The organism is Nocardioides cavernae (genome assembly GCF_016907475.1).
Taxonomy (GTDB): domain Bacteria; phylum Actinomycetota; class Actinomycetes; order Propionibacteriales; family Nocardioidaceae; genus Nocardioides; species Nocardioides cavernae.
In genome coordinates, this window is record NZ_JAFBCA010000001.1 from 4,424,146 (window position 1) to 4,439,608 (window position 15,463).

Annotated in this window: 11 protein-coding genes; 4 read left to right on the forward strand and 7 right to left on the reverse strand. The window is 72.6% G+C overall.

Translation table 11 applies throughout. From position 1 onward, the window contains the following. Positions 1 to 63: 63 nt before the first annotated feature. The 3 genes from JOD65_RS20830 to JOD65_RS20840 form a co-directional block, all read right to left on the reverse strand. Positions 64 to 747: a TetR/AcrR family transcriptional regulator gene (locus tag JOD65_RS20830; RefSeq protein WP_191194714.1), complete on the reverse strand. Its 684-nt coding sequence runs from the start codon at positions 745 to 747 to the stop codon at positions 64 to 66. A 21-nt stretch (positions 748 to 768) separates the two neighbouring features. After that, complete coding sequence (locus tag JOD65_RS20835; RefSeq protein WP_191194713.1) at positions 769 to 1,692, reverse strand: L-lactate dehydrogenase; 924 nt, start codon at positions 1,690 to 1,692, stop codon at positions 769 to 771. A 75-nt stretch (positions 1,693 to 1,767) separates the two neighbouring features. Continuing rightward, a complete protein-coding gene (locus JOD65_RS20840) occupies positions 1,768 to 3,609 on the reverse strand; it encodes a flavin-containing monooxygenase (RefSeq protein WP_191194712.1) in 1,842 nt (613 codons plus the stop codon). 111 nt (positions 3,610 to 3,720) lie between these two features. Between JOD65_RS20840 and JOD65_RS20845 the strand changes: the two genes are divergently transcribed. Beyond that, a complete protein-coding gene (locus JOD65_RS20845) occupies positions 3,721 to 4,941 on the forward strand; it encodes a GAF domain-containing protein (RefSeq protein WP_191194711.1) in 1,221 nt (406 codons plus the stop codon). A 75-nt stretch (positions 4,942 to 5,016) separates the two neighbouring features. Then, positions 5,017 to 6,684, forward strand: a complete 1,668-nt coding sequence (locus tag JOD65_RS20850; RefSeq protein WP_191194710.1) for a CHAP domain-containing protein — start codon at positions 5,017 to 5,019, stop codon at positions 6,682 to 6,684. A gap of 73 nt (positions 6,685 to 6,757) precedes the next feature. Here JOD65_RS20850 and JOD65_RS20855 read toward each other — a convergent pair whose 3' ends face one another. Both JOD65_RS20855 and guaB read right to left on the reverse strand, forming a co-directional pair. Further along, positions 6,758 to 8,752: a pre-peptidase C-terminal domain-containing protein gene (locus JOD65_RS20855; RefSeq protein ID WP_191194709.1), complete on the reverse strand. Its 1,995-nt coding sequence runs from the start codon at positions 8,750 to 8,752 to the stop codon at positions 6,758 to 6,760. A 132-nt stretch (positions 8,753 to 8,884) separates the two neighbouring features. Then, the gene (gene guaB / locus JOD65_RS20860) at positions 8,885 to 10,387 is read right to left on the reverse strand and encodes an IMP dehydrogenase (protein WP_191194708.1); all 1,503 of its coding nucleotides are present in this window, start codon (positions 10,385 to 10,387) and stop codon (positions 8,885 to 8,887) included. A gap of 46 nt (positions 10,388 to 10,433) precedes the next feature. Between guaB and JOD65_RS20865 the strand changes: the two genes are divergently transcribed. After that, positions 10,434 to 11,990 (forward strand): hypothetical protein, encoded by a 1,557-nt coding sequence (locus JOD65_RS20865; protein ID WP_191194707.1) that lies wholly within the window; start codon positions 10,434 to 10,436, stop codon positions 11,988 to 11,990. Between the two features lie 73 nt (positions 11,991 to 12,063). Here JOD65_RS20865 and groL read toward each other — a convergent pair whose 3' ends face one another. Beyond that, complete coding sequence (gene groL, locus JOD65_RS20870; protein ID WP_191194706.1) at positions 12,064 to 13,683, reverse strand: chaperonin GroEL; 1,620 nt, start codon at positions 13,681 to 13,683, stop codon at positions 12,064 to 12,066. 107 nt (positions 13,684 to 13,790) lie between these two features. Continuing rightward, a complete protein-coding gene (gene groES, locus JOD65_RS20875; RefSeq protein WP_129455534.1) occupies positions 13,791 to 14,084 on the reverse strand; it encodes a co-chaperone GroES in 294 nt (97 codons plus the stop codon). A gap of 188 nt (positions 14,085 to 14,272) precedes the next feature. Between groES and JOD65_RS20880 the strand changes: the two genes are divergently transcribed. After that, entirely contained in the window at positions 14,273 to 15,463 is a 1,191-nt protein-coding gene (locus JOD65_RS20880) for a class I SAM-dependent methyltransferase (protein WP_191194705.1), read from the forward strand.

The following is a 15,463-nucleotide window of genomic DNA, read 5'->3' on the forward strand; positions in this document are numbered from 1 at the left end:
GGCCGGGCCCCCACCCGACCGGACCTTCTGGACCCGGAATCCATACCCCACGTTTGGATCCAGTTACATAGTACCCAATTTTGGGGCGGGTGACACCCGACCGTCGCCCGAGCCGGCAGGCGGTCCGTCGACGGCCGAGCGCAGCGACCGTCGCAGCCACGCGGCATACCTCTCGACCGTCCAGCCGCGGTGCTGCGCGAGGGTCAGGTAGGTCTCAGCGCGGGTCAGCAGGTAGACCTCGTCGACGGCGTCCGGCGCCGGCTCCCCGCGCGCGAGCAGCCGCACCAGGTCGCCGCACATCGCCGCATGGCCGAGGTGCGCGCCGCGGACGAGGTCGCGCAGGGCGGGGTCCTGCTCGGCGCCGTGCGCCAGCACCAGCACCAGCGGCCCCATCGGTACGACGATGCTGCAGGCGAACTCGACGAACCGGTCGAGCCGCACCTCGAGGTCGGGCTCGTCGTCGAGCCGCAGGGCGGCGAAGGCTTCCCGCAACCCGCCGCGGCGCCCGAACCCGGCGGACCGGAAGGCCTCCATGAAGAGACCAGCCTTGCCGTCGAAGGTCTTGGTCACCAGCTCGACGGACACCCCGGACTCGGCGGCGACCAGGGCGAGGGTCGTGCCGTTCCAGCCCCGCTCGGCGAACAACCGCGCCGCCACCTCGGCCACGTGGAGCCGTCGCCGCTCGGCGGCCGCTCGGCGCCCGCTGGCGTCGTACGAGCGGCGCTCGGGGGCTTCCCTCTCCTCCACGACGCGAGCGTAGGTGACGCCTCAGAAGCCGAGGTCGCTGGCGGTGGCACGGATGCGGTCGGCGCTCGCGCGCAGCCCTGCGAGCTCGGCCTCGCCCATCGGGACCTCGAGCCGCCGCTCGGCACCACCTGACCCGACCACCGTGGGCACGGAGAGGCAGACGTCGCTGATGCCGTGGTAGTCGGCCAGCAGCGTGGAGACCGGCAGCACCCGCTTCTCGTCGCGCAGCACTGCCTCGATGATCCGGCTGCCGGAGACGCCGATGGCGTAGTTGGTGGCGCCCTTGCCCTTGATGATCTCGTAGGCCGCGCCCACCACCTCGGCGGCCATCGCGTCCCGCTCGTGGGCCGCCACCAGGTCGGTGACGGGCACTCCGCCGATGCTCGCGCTGCTCCAGAGCGGGATCTCGCTGTCGCCGTGCTCGCCGACGACGTAGGCGTGGACGTTCTGGACCGCGACGCCGCAGCGCGCCGCCACCAGCCCGCGCAGCCGCGCCGAGTCGAGCACGGTGCCCGAGCCGAAGAGCTGCTCGGTGCCGAGTCCGGTCAGCTTCTGGGCGGCGTACGTCACCACGTCGACGGGGTTGGTGACCATCACGAAGCGGGCGTCCGGGGCCGCCTCCACGAGGGCCGGCATCAGGGAGCGGAGCATGTTGGTGGTCGAGGCCGCGAGGTCGAGGCGGGTCTGCCCGGGCTGCTGCTTGGCGCCGGCCGTCACCGCGACGACCTGCGCCCCGGCGCACACGGAGACGTCGGCCGACCCCTCGACGTGGGCGGTGGGCAGGAACTGCAGGCCCTGGCGGAGGTCGAGCTCCTCGGCCCGCACCTTCGCCGCGTCGACGTCGTGCAGGGCGACGGTGGTGGCGACGCCGCGGACCAGGCAGGCGTAGGCGAGCGTGGAGCCGACGGCGCCGGCGCCGACGATGGCGATCTTCGCGGAGGTCACGCCTCATCGTGGCAGCCGGCGCCTTCGGAGGACAGGGGCCGTGGGGGGCCGGCTCCCTGTCGGGCTCCGCCCGGCTCAGCCGGTGTGGTGCACCTCCTGCAGGCCGTAGACCGGCGTCTCGATCCCCTCGTGCCGCGCCTTGAGCTGGAGCGCGAGGTAGAGCGAGTAGTGCCGCGACTGGTGGAGGTTGCCGCCGTGCATCCAGAGGTGGTCGACCTGCGTCGGCTTCCACATGTTGCGCTGCTCGCCCTCCCACGGACCTGGGTCCTTGGTGGTCTCCGAGCCCAGGCCCCAGCACTTGCCGAGGCGGTCGGCGGTCTCCTGGTCGACCAGGTCGGCGACCCAGCCGTTCATCGAGTTGTAGCCGGTGGCGAAGACCACGAGGTCGGCGGGCAGCGTCGTACCGTCCTCGAGCACCACGGCATCCTCGGTGAGCCGGTCGATCTGCCCCTGCACCAGGTGGACGTCGCCGTTGGCCACCAGCTCGGCGGCGCCGACGTCGATGTAGTAGCCGGAGCCGCGCCGGAGGTACTTCATGAACAGGCCCGACCCGTCGTCGCCCCAGTCGTGCCGGAAGCCCGACTTCTCCAGACGGTCGTAGAAGTCCTTGTCCTGCTCCGCCATCGCTTCGTACGCGGGGATCTGGAAGGTGTGCAGGATCCGGTAGGGCAGCGAGGCGAAGATCAGGTCGGCCTTCTCCGTCGTCACGCCGGCGGCGAGCGCCCGCTCGGAGTAGAGGTCGCCCAGCCCGATCTCCATCAGGCTGCTGCTCTTGACGATGTGCGTGGACGAGCGCTGCACCATCGTCACGTCGGCGTCGTGCTCCCAGAGCGCGCCGCAGATGTCGAAGGAGGAGTTGTTGCTGCCGATGACGACCGCCTTCTTGCCGGCGTACGCGTCGGGGCCGGGGTGCGCGGACGAGTGGTGCACGTCGCCGCGGAACACGTCCGTGCCGGGGACGTCAGGGATCCTCGGCTTGCCGCTCATCCCGGTGGCGAAGACCAGCTGCTGGGGTCGCAGCGTGAGCGGCTTGCCCTCGCGCTCGACCTCGACCGTCCACTCCTGGGTCTCGTCGGACCACGTCGCGCTGGTGGCGACCGTGCTCGACCAGTAGGGCACCTCCATGACCTTCACGTAGGACTCGAGCCAGTCGCCGACCTTGTCCTTGGGCGCGAAGACCGGCCAGTTGTCCGGGAACTTCAGGTAGGGCAGGTGGTCGTACCAGACCGGGTCGTGCAGGCAGAGCGACTTGTAGCGGTTGCGCCACTGGTCGCCGGGACGCGGGTGCTTGTCGATCACCAGGCTCGGCACGCCGAGCTGGCGCAGGCGCGAGCCGAGGGCGATGCCGCCCTGGCCGCCGCCGATCACCAGGACGTAGGGCTGGGTGGCAGAGCCGAGGCTCTCCGCCTCCTGCTGGCGCCGCTCCTGCCACGTCACCCGGTCCTTGAAGGCGCCGTGCTGGGTGCCCATCGGCCGGTGCGTGCCCCGCGGCTCCTCGTGCCCCTTCAGCTCGTAGAGCGCGGTGAGCAGCGTCCAGGCGCGGTCCTCGCCGTCCTCCTCCTTCAGCCGGAGCAGACCGTTGCCGCGGCCGGTGCCGGTCTCGAACGTGATCCATGCCGTCACCACGCCGTCGGCCTCGTCGGGCGGCTCGCTGGTCGCGAAGGCGGACGCGCCCGACCGGGCACCGGCAGCACCGATGAGGTCGGCGACGCCGTCACGGCCCTCGACCGTCTTGAGGTTCCAGGTGAATGCCACCAGGTCGCGCCAGTAGCACTCCGTCGCGAACAGGTCGGCGCCCGCGGTCGCGTCGCCGGCGGCGAGGGCCGCCTCGAAGCGGGCGAGCCACGCGTCGACGCGCGCCTGCGGGTCCGGGGCGGTCGGGTCGGTGCCGGTCACGGGATCCAGGGTCTGGGTCATCGGTTCTCCTTCAACTACGCTGGTGTGACCGAGCACACACCGCCGGAGCCGGGCGCCGACAGGGTTGCGAGAGGTTGCAACCACTCGGCCGGAGGACCCGAGGGACACTGCATGACCGACCGCGACCTGCACCGCAGCCGTGAGGCCGCGCTCGCCGGTGGCGCGCGGGCTCCCCTCCCCCGCACGGAGATCGCCGCCTCGTGGCGCCGCGTCGCGGCCACCGGGCTCGACCCGGGATCGGGTGCCGACATCCCGCCGATCGACTCCGCCGAGCTCGAACGGCGACGCGTCGCGAGCGGGCTGGCCGACGTGGTGCCGCGCCTGGCCGAGTCGCTGGCGCCGGTCGTCGACGCCGGTCAGCTGGTGGTCGTCGCCGACGCCGAGGGTCGGGTGCTGTGGCGCTTGGGCAGCAGCGGCGTACGACGCCTGGCGGACGACCTCGGCTTCGTGGGCGGCTCGGCGTGGACCGAGGCCAACGTCGGTACCAACGCGATCGGCACCGCGCTGGTGCTCGGGACGGCCGTGCACGTGCAGGGACCGGAGCACTTCGTGGAGTCGCACACCCGCTGGGGGTGCGCCGCGGCGCCGCTGGTCGACCCGTGGACGGGGCGGACGCTCGGTGTGCTCGACGTCAGCGGCCCGAGCCGCGGCATGCACCCGGCCGAGCTCGCGCTCGTCCAGCTCGCCGCACGCATGACGTCGTCGGAGATCGTCGCCCGGCACCGTGCAGCCCTCGACGGGCTCCGCGCCCGGGCCGCGCCGCTGCTCGCCAGGCTGAGCGGGGACGCGCTCGCGATCGACCACGCCGGCCACCTCGCCGCCGCCATCGGCAGCCGCAGCCCCGAGCGGGTGGCGCTCCCCGACCAGCTCACCGCCGGCCGGGTCTGGCTGCCGACGCTCGGCCACGCGACCGCCGAGCCGCTGGACGGCGGTTGGCTGCTGCGCCTGGAGTCCGGCGAGACCACCGACGCCGCGACGTCGACGCTGGTGCTCGAGCTCGACGGAGAGTCCCGGCTGGTGGTGTCCGGTCCGAGCGGGTCGTGGTCGCGCGCCCTCTCGCCCCGCCACGCCGAGATCCTGCTGTCCCTCCTCGAGGCCGGCCATGGGGGCCGCACGGCCGGCCAGCTCTCTGAGGACCTCTTCGCCGACCCCGGTCGCACCGTCACCGTCCGCGCCGAGATGTCGCGGCTTCGCCGGCTCGCGGGCAGCCTGCTGCTCTCCGGCCCCTACCGGCTGGCGCCCGGCCTGGCCACCGAGGTCCGCGGCGATCGCGCGTCCGCGCTGCCTCGCTCGTCCGCCCCGGTCGTACGCCGGTGGCGCGCCGGCACGTGAGCGTTCGGCAACGGCTGGTGCACAGGTCGGCAAAGCCGGTCACGCGCACCCGGTGCGGTGCCTACCGTCCTGCAGGTGGGGGGACGAGGGAGCAGAAGGTTCGCGCGCGCTGTCGTGGCGACCTGCCTGGCGAGTGGGGTGCTGGGTGTGGGCGCCGCGGCAGCGCACGCGGCCGACGACTATCCGTGGGCGTGGCAGGGCCAGTGCCCGATCGTGCCGCAGGCGCCGATCGAGGAGCCGGAGCCCGCTCCCGTGCCGGCACCGGAGCCCGGGCAGCCGCCGGCACCGGTCGTCGAGCCCCCGCCGCCCCCGCCGCCGGTCCTCGACCCGGTCTCCGGGCACCTCTACGACCCGCGCGGCCCGCGGCCGACGTGCGCCCGCAACGTGTGGTCCATCGACGGCTCCATCGGTGACTCCTGGGGCTTCGTGCTCCGCAACTGCACGAGCTTCGTCTCCTGGCGCCTGCACGAGCGCAACGGCATGGCGGGCTTCGACAACCACTTCCGCGGTGAGCACTGGGGCAACGCCGCCAACTGGGACGACGTGGCACGGAGGCTGGGCTACCGGGTCGACTCGGTGCCCGCCATCGGCGCCGTCGCCCAGACCGATGCCGGTCGCGTCGGCCACGTCGCGTGGGTGAGCGACATCGGTCCCGGAACCGTGACGATCGAGGAGTACAACTACGGCTCCGCCGGCGGCTACGGCACCCGCACGGTCCCGGTCGGCGACTTCCGCTACCTGCACCTCGCCGACGTCGCCCCCTCCCCGCTCGTCGGCTCCGACCGGCCCGTCGTGTCGGTGCCCGACGGACTCGGCGGGTCCTGGACCGCGCGCGTCGACGACGGCGGGACCCTCCTGCTGGCCGCCCCCGGCCGACCGACGCGGGAGGTCGGTCGATCGGGCGCCTTCTCCCCGGTGGTGGCACCCGCGTTGAGCCTCGACCACCGCGGCCGGCCCTGGGTGGCCGCCACCTCGCGGGACGGCCGGGTCGTGGTCGGTACGACGCACCGCGGGCGCCTGGTCCTGCGCGCCGCCGGCACCTCGGCTCTGACCGCGAGCCCGGCGCTCGCCCAGTCACGCACCCGGCGACCGGTGCTCGCGACGGTCACCGCGGAGGGCACGCTGGTCATCCGGCGCCTCACCCGCGAGGGACGGTGGACCCACCCGGACCGTGTCGGCCGGCCGGCGTCCTGGTCGACCCACAGCGCACCCGTGCTCGGCAACGACGCCACCGGTCGCACCTGGCTCGTGGGCGTCGGGTCGCGCGGAGCGACCTACGCGCAGTCCCTCGAGCGCGGGCGCCTCCTGCGACTCCGCGGACCGGCCGCGTCGCTCACGTCGACGCCAGCCCTCACCACCGCCGACGACGGTACGACCCGGCTGCACCAGGTCAGCGCGGCCGGACGGCTCGGCGTACGCACGCTCGACGGTCGTCGGTGGAGTCGTCCGACGGCACTGGCCGGCGAGTGGTCGCCGTACGCCTCACCCGCGGTCGGGGAGGTCTCCGGTGGCCTGCACGTGGCAGCCACCGACCGCACGGGCGCCGTCGTCGTCACCAGCACCGTGCCCGGGCGACCGTCCCGACGCATCCGAGCAGGGCGCGACCTCACCCGCGCCCCCGGGCTGGTGACCCGCCGCGGTGCCGAGCTCGTCGTCGCGCGCGCCGGCTCGCGCCTGCTCGCCCGACCGGCTGCGGCGCGGGTCGAGGACCTCCGTCCCGCTCGACCCGGCTTCCGGCCCTGACCGCCCCGCTGGTCGACGTACGACGCGGCCGCCCCCGGAGGGACGACCGCGTCGCGGGTGGGACTGCTGCGGGTCAGCGCCCCGCGTAGGCCCAGGAGGTCACGTTCTCGGTGTCCTCGAGGCCGGTGAAGCCCTCGACCGGCGCGTAGGTGTCGGTCTGGAACTCGATGTTCTCGTCGTCAGCCGTGCCGCCCACGTTGTCGGGGCCGACCCCGTAGAGGTTCAGCCCGAAGTTGGCCCCGCCGGAGTCCATCATGTTGTGGATCTCGTCGGCGTTGTCGGTGTGGTAGCTGCCGATCGTGTGGCCGACCTCGTGGGCCGTCACGTTGGCCACCGCCGCGGTGACGAATGCGATCTTGTCGCTGTTCGCGTTGATGTAGGTGTTGAGCGACGACGCCGGCCCCGCCGGTGCACTGAGCACGTCGAGCAGCACGATCGCCTCGTCCTGGTGACCGAAGTTGCCCGGGTCGATGTACTGGGCGATGCCGATGGTGCTGATGCCGGTTTCGGCGATCGTGCCGGCGATGTAGATGCGCGAGACGTTCTCCTGCCCGATCAGGTCCTGGTTGTCGCGGGCGTTGAGGACGTCGACGGTGACCGCCGGGTTGGTGCCGGCGATCTCGGCCTGCAGGTTGCGCCGCACCTGGTTGAGGATGCGGTTCTCCATCCGTCGGGCCTCGGTGCGGGCGATGCCCCACTGCGGCACGAACGCGGCGAACGGCGACACGTTGCGCTGGCCGGGACCGCCCCAGGTGCCGGTGTTGACCCGGCCGGGGGCGAAGTCGAGCAGCACCGTCTGCCGGCGCCCGCGGTCGCCCTGCGTGCCGGGCCGGTAGCCCTCGACCGTCACGTCGTACGCGCCGCTGCCGCCGGTGACCTCCACGGTGTACCAGCCGGCCTCCTCGGCGACGTAGGCGATGGCGGTGTTGCCGCCACCGATGAGCGGCGAGGTGGGCGGGTAGAGGGCGGAGGCGTCGGTGCCGATGCCACCCACGCGCTGCTCGCCCGACGGGGTCCGCACCGTGAGTCCGGTCGCCGAGCCCTCCGCGCCGGCCCCGACGACGTCACCGGGGCGCAGCCGCACGGAGTAGTAGTCGGTGTCCAGGGTCCGGCTCGCGATGGCGACGCGGTAGGCGCCGGTGTCGGCCCCGCCGGCACCGCTGCCGGAGTCGAACGGGTCGGCCGGCAGCGGGTCGAGGGCGTAGCCGCCGACCATCACGTAGTAGGTGCCGGGCACCTCGGGCGTGTAGGAGAGCGAGCTCAGCACGCCCGTCCCGCTGTCGTCGTCGGCGGCCACGGGCTCGCCCGCGGCGTCCCAGACGACGAGGATCGTGTCGGTGGTCGTCGCGCTGCCCTCCGTGTCGGCCGTCAGCGTCTCGCCGGCCGCGACGTCCACGGAGTAGAAGTCGAAGTCGTTGGTGCCGTCGCCGCCGGACGCGACCGGGCCGTGCGGCCCGTCGCCCAGCACCGAGCTGGTCACCGTCGCACCGCCGGCGATGCCGGTCGGCGTGGCCAGCGGGATCGAGCCCTGGTCCTCGGTGGTGGTCACCGTGCGCGGCGCCCCGACCGGCGCGGCGAGCTCACCCAGGATGCGGACGGCGGGCGTGCGGGTCGTGGCCGTGCCGAAACCGGGGATCGGCTCGGCGTCCACGTGCGAGTCGTTGGACCCCCGTGTTCCCGCGGGCTCCTCCTCGTCGTGGACGAACGGCGTGAGCACCCCGCGGGCGTCGACACCCCGTCCGTTGGTGCCGAAGGCCGCGCGACGGTTGGACGCGAGCCTGGCGGAGTCGGCGCGGCGCCCCGCCTGCTCGTGCATCTGCTTGTTCCACGCGAAGTAGTTGGCGTCGTGGATGTCCGGCAGGTTGGCGAGGTAGGGATTGGGGTTGGTCCGAGCCGTCAGGGCGGCGACGTCGGACTCCTTGGGGGCCACCTGGATGCCCAGGTCGAGGGCCTCCTGCTGGGCCGGCGTGACGGCGTCGTCACCGGACGGTGCGGCGACGGACAGGGCTGGGGTGACGATGGCCAGCAGGCCGGCAGAGCCGGCGGCGACCAGATACTTTCTGCGCACTGAAGCGCTCCTCCCGAGAGAAAACGGGATCGAGCACAGCGTGCCGGTGCAAGGTCGTCGCGGGGCCCGATCCCCTGACTCCAGCCAACGTAGGCCCTGCCGGGCCGCGCTGAAATGCTACTTAGGTCGTGATCACGAACCGCTGTAGTTGGGCGCCTCGACCGTCATCTGCACGCCGTGGGGGTGGCTCTCCTTGAGCGAGGCCGACGTGATGCGGACGAACCGGCCCTTGTCCTGCAGCTCCGGGATCGTGCGCGCGCCGACGTAGAACATCGACTGGTTGAGACCGCCGACGAGCTGGTGGGCGACCGCGGAGAGCGGCCCGCGGTAGGCGACCTGGCCCTCGATGCCCTCAGGAACGATCTTGTCGTCACTGGCGACCTCGGCCTGGAAGTAGCGGTCCTTGGAGTAGGACTTCTTGCCACGGCTGCTCATCGCGCCCAGCGAGCCCATGCCGCGGTAGGACTTGAACTGCTTGCCGTTGACGAAGACGACGTCGCCCGGCGACTCCTCGCAGCCGGCGAGCATCGAGCCCACCATCACCGCGTCGGCGCCCGCGACGAGGGCCTTGGCGATCTCGCCGGAGTGCTTCATGCCGCCGTCGGCGATCAGCGGGACGCCGGCCGGCTTGGTGGCCAGGGACGCCTCGTAGACGGCGGTGACCTGCGGCACTCCCACACCGGTGACGACGCGGGTGGTGCAGATCGAGCCCGGTCCGACGCCGACCTTGACCGCGTCGGCGCCGGCGTCGACGAACGCCTGGGCGCCCTCGCGGGTGGCGACGTTGCCGCCGATGACCTGGACGTGCTTCGTGGCCGGGTCGGACTTCAGGCGGCGCACCATGTCGAGGAGGAGGTGGACGTGGCCGTGGGCGGTGTCGGCGACGAGCACGTCGACGCCGGCCTCGACCAGCGTCGTGGCCCGTTCCCAGGCGTCGCCGAAGTAGCCGATGGCGGCACCGACCAGCAGCCGGCCGTCGTCGTCGTAGGACGCGTGGGGGAACTGCTCGCCCTTGACGAAGTCCTTGACGGTGATCAGGCCGCTCAGCCGGCCTTCGCCGTCGACGAGCGGCAGCCGCTCGCGCTTGTGGGCGCGCAGGAGGGTGGTCGCCTCGTCGCGCGAGATCCCGACGTGGCCGGTGATGAGGCCCTCGCGGGTCATCACCTCGTCGACCTTGGTGGTCGCCCACTCCGCCACGGGGGTGAAGCGCAGGTCGCGGTTGGTGATGATGCCGAGCAGGTGGTCGTCGAGGTCGACGACCGGGAGGCCGGAGACGCGGTACTCGCCGCACAGCCGGTCGAGCTCCTCGAGCGTCGCGTCGGGGCCGATCGTGACGGGGTTGGAGATGATGCCGGTCTGGGTCCGCTTGACCAGGTCGACCTGGCGGGCCTGGTCCTCGATGGACAGGTTGCGGTGCAGGACGCCGATGCCGCCCTCGCGGGCCATCGCGATCGCCATCCGCGCCTCGGTGACGGTGTCCATCGCCGCACTGATCAGCGGCACCCGGATCGAGATCTCACGGGTGAGGCGGGTGGTGGTGTCGATGTCGCTGGGCGCGAGGTCGGACTCCCCCGGCAGCAGCAGCACGTCGTCGTAGGTGAGGCCGAGCGCAGCGAACTTCTCCGGGATCTCCACGCCGCCATTCTACGGGCGGTTCGGAGCGCTCTGGGACAGTGTCAGGGTGGGGACGGTGGGGGGCGACCGGCCGGGTCCGGGCCGCATGGTCTGGGCGGCGGCGGTCGTGGCCTTCCTCGCGCGCTTCCCGTCCCTGCTGTGGCCGCTGCGGCCGGACGAGGCGGGGTTCCTCATGGTCGCCCGCGCCTGGCAGCCCGAGCCCGACTCGCTCTACGGGCGCTACTGGGTCGACCGGCCCCCGCCGATCATCTGGCTGGTCCAGGCGACCGACAGGGTCGGAGGGCCGTACGCCCACCGATTGCTCGGCGCGCTCGCGTGCTCGTTGCTGGTGCTGGCCGCGGCGGCAGCCGCCCGGGAGGTGGCGGTCCGCGCCGGCGTGCTGGACCCGGCCGCGGTGCGCCGGCTGGCCGGCTGGGTGGCCGTGGCGACGGCGGCGCTGGTCAGCAACGCCGAGATCGACCCGGTCGCCGCCAAGGGCGAGCTCTTCGGCATCCCGCTAGTGATGGCCTCGTGCTGGCTGGCGCTGCGGGCCGTGCGCCGCGTATCACCGCCCGACGCGTTCCTCGCCGGCCTGCTGGCGATGCTCGCGGTGGGGATGAAGCAGAGCATCGTCGGCGGCTTCGTCTTCGGTGCCGTCCTGCTCGGCGGGTCGCTGGTCGCGCGGCAGGTGGGCCGGCGCGACGCGCTGCGCTGCGCCGGCGCCGCCGCCGCCGGGGCTGCCGTGCCGGTGGTGGTCGTCGTCGCCTGGGCGGTCGGGGCCGGCGTACGCCTGCAGACGCTGTGGTACGCCGTCGTCACCTTCCGCTCCGACGCGAGCCACGTCATCGCCACGCAGGAGTCGGAGGGCGCGACGAGCCGGATCTCGGTGCTCCTTCTGATCTTCGCCGGCACCGGCATGCTCCTCGTCGTCGCCCTCTTCGCGGTCCGGCTCCGCAGCCTCCTGAGGCACGACCCCGTGCCGGTGGTCGCGATCGCCGTCATGCTCGGCCTCGACCTGCTCGGCGTCGCGCTCAGCGGGAGCTTCTGGTCGCCGTACCTCTTCGTGCCGCTCCCCGGCCTCGCGCTCGCCCTCGCCGCGCTCGTGGCACACGACCACCTCGACCGCGTCCGCCACCGGGTCACCCCGATCGCGGTGGGTCTCGTGGTGGTCTCGAGCATCGTCGCGCTCCTCGGCTGGACGGGTGCGTGGGTGGCGGGCCGGGTCCCCGTGGAGGTCCGCACCGGGGAGGCGATCGCGGCCGCGGCCTGGCCCGGCGACCGGGTGCTGGTCTACGGCGGGCGCGCCGACATCCAGTGGGCGACCGGGGCCCAGTCGCCGTACCCGTATCTCTGGTCGCTGCCGATGCGCACCCTCGACCCGGGCCTGGACGACCTCGAGGAGGTGCTGACCGGGAGCAACCCGCCGACGTGGTTCGTCGAGGCGACCTTCATCAGCACGTGGAGCGAGCTCGGCACCACCGCGATCCAGAGCTCGCTGATCCGCAAGTACGAGTTCGTGCAGACCGCGTGCGGCCGCTACAAGATCTACCACCTCAACACCGTCGACCCCGTCGAGGTCGACGTCGACTGCTCGACGCCCTTCCGGACGATCTGGGGACGCTGAGGGCGGCGGGAAATGCCGCCGGCCCGGCAGACGTCGTCTGCCGGGCCGGCGGGTGCTGCTGGGAGCGGAGGGATCAGTGGCCGTGGCCGTGACCGTGGCCGGCGGCGGCCGGCTCCTCCTCCTCGGGCTTGTCCACGATGAGGGTCTCGGTCGTGAGCAGCATCGCGGCGATCGAGGTCGCGTTGACCAGCGCCGAGCGGGTGACCTTGACCGGGTCGAGGACGCCCTGGGCGACCAGGTCGCCGTACTCGCCGGTCGCGGCGTTGTAGCCGTTGCCGACGCCGAGCTCGCGGACCTTGGAGGTCACGACGTAGCCGTTGACGCCACCGTTCTCGGCGATCCAGCGCAGCGGCTCGTCGGCCGCCTTGCGGACCACGCGGACGCCGGCAGCCTCGTCACCGGTGAGGCCGAGGTTGTCGTCGAGCACCGACACGGCGTGGATGAGCGCGGAGCCACCGCCGGCGACGATGCCCTCCTCGATCGCGGCGCGCGTCGCGGAGACGGCGTCCTCGATGCGGTGCTTCTTCTCCTTGAGCTCCACCTCGGTGGCGGCGCCGACCTTGATCACGCAGACACCGCCGGCGAGCTTGGCGAGGCGCTCCTGGAGCTTCTCGCGGTCCCAGTCGGAGTCGGTGTTCTCGATCTCGGCCTTGATCTGGTTGACGCGGCCCTCGACGGCGGAGCTGTCGCCCGCACCCTCGACGATCGTGGTGTGGTCCTTGGTGATGACCACACGACGCGCCTGGCCCAGGACCTCGAGGCCCACCTGGTCGAGCTTGAGGCCGACCTCGGGGGCGACGACCTGACCACCGGTCAGGGTCGCGATGTCCTGCATCATCGCCTTGCGGCGGTCGCCGAAGGCCGGAGCCTTCACCGCGGCGACGTTGAAGGTGCCGCGGATCTTGTTGACGACCAGGGTCGAGAGCGCCTCGCCGTCGACGTCCTCGGCGAGGATGAACAGCGGCTTGCCGGTCCCGATGACCTTCTCGAGGACCGGGAGCAGCTCCTGGATCGAGGAGATCTTGCCCTGGTGGAGAAGGATGTAGGCGTCGTCGAGGACGGCCTCCATCGACTCCGGGTCGGTGACGAAGTAGGCCGAGATGTAGCCCTTGTCGAACTGCATGCCCTCGGTGAACTCGAGCTCGGTGCCCATGGTGTTGGACTCCTCGACCGTGATCACGCCGTCCTTGCCGACCTTGTCGAAGGCCTCGGCGAGCAGGTCGCCGATGTGGCTGTCGCGGCTGGAGATCGTGGCGACGGAGGCCATGTCCTCGCGGGTCTCGACCTCGCGGGCCGCCTCACGCAGCGCGTCGCCGACGGCCTCGGCCGCTGCGTCCATGCCGCGCTTGAGACCCATCGGGTTGGCGCCGGCTGCGACGGCGCGCAGGCCCTCGTGGACCATGGCCTGGGCCAGGACGGTGGCGGTGGTGGTGCCGTCACCGGCGACGTCGTTGGTCTTGGTGGCCACCTCCTTGGTGAGCTGGGCACCGAGGTTCTCGAACGGGTCGTCGAGCTCGATCTCGCGAGCGACGGTCACCCCGTCGTTGGTGATCGTGGGGGCGCCCCACTTCTTGTCGAGGACGACGTAGCGGCCCTTGGGGCCGAGCGTCACCTTGACGGCGTTGGCGAGGGCGTCAACGCCGCGCTCGAGGGCGCGGCGGGCGTTCTCGTCGAACTCCAGGATCTTGGGCATCGAGGTGCTCCTAGGAAAGGTTCGGGGTGAAAGGGTTTCGCCCGGACGTCATGGCCGGAGGTCGCAGCAGCGACCGGCGGCCATGACGTTCCGGGCGAAGAGGAAAATCAGGAGACGACGGCGAGGATGTCGCGCGCCGAGAGGATCAGGTACTCCTGGCCGGAGTACTTGACCTCGGTGCCGCCGTACTTGCTGTAGATGACCTTGTCACCCACGGCGACGTCGAGCGGGACGCGGTTGCCGTTGTCGTCGATGCGACCGGGACCGATCGCCACGACCTCGCCCTCCTGGGGCTTCTCCTTGGCGGTGTCCGGGATGACCAGGCCGGAGGCGGTGGTCTGCTCGGCTTCGAGCGTCTGGACGACGATGCGGTCCTCGAGGGGCTTGATGTTGACCGACACTTCGGATCAACCTCCACTTTCTCAACAAGAGATCTTCAGGACGTGGGCTCGCGGTCCGGCGGCACGCCGTCGCGGGGGTCGTGCCAGGCTCGCGAGCGTTGGCATTCTCGGGGTGAGAGTGCCAGAGCAGACGCTAGCACTCTGCCCAATCGAGTGCTAGCCGGAGTCGCCGCTGACAGGATGACGGGATGCAGATCGAGACGCTGGACTGGCTGCGGACAGCCGAGGGAGCCCGTCTGCTGGACGACGCCACCCGGGCCTGGGCCGAGCACGCAGGTGACCCGGTGCGGGTCGCAGCCGTCGTACGACGTCTCGAGCCGGACGCCGAGAAGGCCGCCGCGGCCACCACGCAGGCACAGCTGCGCGCGAAGGCCGTCGCGAAGTTCGGCGAGGCGGCGCACCAGATGTTCTTCACCCCCGACGCCCTCGAGCAGTCGACGCGAGCACGCGTCGCCGACCACCGGGCGGCCCGGGTGGCCGCCGCGATCCCCGGCGGCAGCGTGATCGACCTCGGCTGCGGAATCGGCGGCGACCTCCTCGCCTTCGCGCGGGCCGGGCTCGTCACGGGCGGGGTCGACCTCGACCCCGTGCGGGTGGCGATGGCCCGCGCCAACCTCGAGGCCCTGGGCCTCGCCGGTGCCGTGCAGGTGGGCGACGCCACGACGATCGGCGCGGCCGCCTTCGACGTGGCCTTCGCCGACCCGGCTCGCCGCGGCGGCCGGGGTCGGGTGTTCGACGTCGAGGGGTGGACGCCCCCGTGGCCATGGGTGCTGGACCTCCTCACCCACCGCTCGCTGGTGAAGGTCGCCCCCGGCATCGACCACGACCTGGTGCCGTCGGGCGTCGAGGCGGAGTGGGTCAGCGACGGCGGTGAGGTCAAGGAGGCCGTGCTCTGGTCGCCGGCACTCGCCACGACCGACCGCCGCGCGACCGTGATCGGCGAGCACGGGCTGGCCACGCTCACCGACGAGGACTCCCCCGCCGACGGGGAGCCCGGCACCGAGGTCCGCCCGGTCGGCGCCTACCTCTACGAGCCCGACGGTGCCGTGATCCGTGCCGGACTGGTCACCGCGGTCGCCGCCGGCGTCGGGGGCGGGCTGGTCGACCCGCACATCGCCTACGTCACCAGCGACGCCTCGTTCCGTACGCCGTTCGCCCGCGGCTACCGCGTCGTCGAGCACCTTCCCTACCGCGAGAAGCAGCTGCGCGCGGCCCTGCACGAGCGCGGGATCGGCCGGCTCACGATCAAGAAGCGTGGGGTGCAGGTCGTCCCCGACGAGCTCCGCAAGCGGCTGTCCCTGCGCGGGGACCACGAGGCCACCCTGGTGCTCACCCGGGTCTCCGGTCAGGGGACTGCCCTGCTCGTCGAGCCCTTCTGA

Coding starts and splice junctions, on each gene's coding strand:
- JOD65_RS20840 (WP_191194712.1), bottom strand. CDS start 3,609: ATGACCCAGACCCTGGATCCCGTGACCGGCACCGACCCGACCGCCCCG.
- JOD65_RS20845 (WP_191194711.1), top strand. CDS start 3,721: ATGACCGACCGCGACCTGCACCGCAGCCGTGAGGCCGCGCTCGCCGGT.
- groL (WP_191194706.1), bottom strand. CDS start 13,683: ATGCCCAAGATCCTGGAGTTCGACGAGAACGCCCGCCGCGCCCTCGAG.
- JOD65_RS20880 (WP_191194705.1), top strand. CDS start 14,273: ATGCAGATCGAGACGCTGGACTGGCTGCGGACAGCCGAGGGAGCCCGT.